Annotated in this window: 1 protein-coding gene; it reads right to left on the reverse strand. The window is 30.7% G+C overall.

The window, feature by feature from the left end; genetic code table 11:
• Window positions 1–278: 278 nt before the first annotated feature.
• Window positions 279–830 (reverse strand): lipoate protein ligase C-terminal domain-containing protein (locus tag IDG60_RS27780; RefSeq protein ID WP_274611451.1); only part of this gene is annotated, 552 nt, incomplete at its 5' end.

Consider the following 830-nt stretch of genomic DNA (forward strand, 5'->3'; position numbering starts at 1 on the left):
ATAGCAGTCATTATATTTTGACGTATATAAATAGACTTTAGTAGCTAGTATTTAATCTTACTTATATAAATGAAAATGAATTTATTCCTTTAAAAACTATCATTAACCATTTTCAAATACCCAATCATTTAGAAACACAAACGCTATAAATATGATGTCTTTGCTAATTAACTAAATTCATTTTCAATCGTATGTTCAAATTACATAACTACATAGTCACCATTTTAAAAGCAAATACACATATTCATTGAGGGTGCGACATTAACGCCTAAACAATATTAACTTAAAATCATCTCAACCAATGATCCAACCGTAACATTACCAAAATAATAAACGATGTCTAATTGCTTTAACTGATGCGTTAAATCTTCTCTTGTCATTTTTGTTCCTTGTAATGCTTCTTCCACATCTTTTATATCACCTTGTCCAAAGAAATCACCAAAAATTCTACAATCTGCAATACGATTTTGTTCAACAGAAATGGTAATATCTACAGTACCTGATGATAATCTTTCACTTCGATTATATTCATATTTGGGTGACTTGCCATAATTCCAATCCCAATTTTTATACTTTTTATCAACTAATTCATCAATCGCTTCCCAATCTGCATCCGTTAATTCGTATCGTTTTGCCTCTTTAATGTCATCGATTCCCAAAATCTGTGTCACCATTAAATTTTTAAATTCTTCAATGGTTATACCACGATACTTTTCATCCAGTGCTTCTCTAAGATGACCAACACGTGCGCGCACAGATTTAATCCCTTTCGATGCAATCTTTTTGCGATTAGGCTTTAACACTTTATCCATTGCTTCATAATTAACATC

It is taken from the genome of Staphylococcus sp. EG-SA-2, from assembly GCF_017152085.1.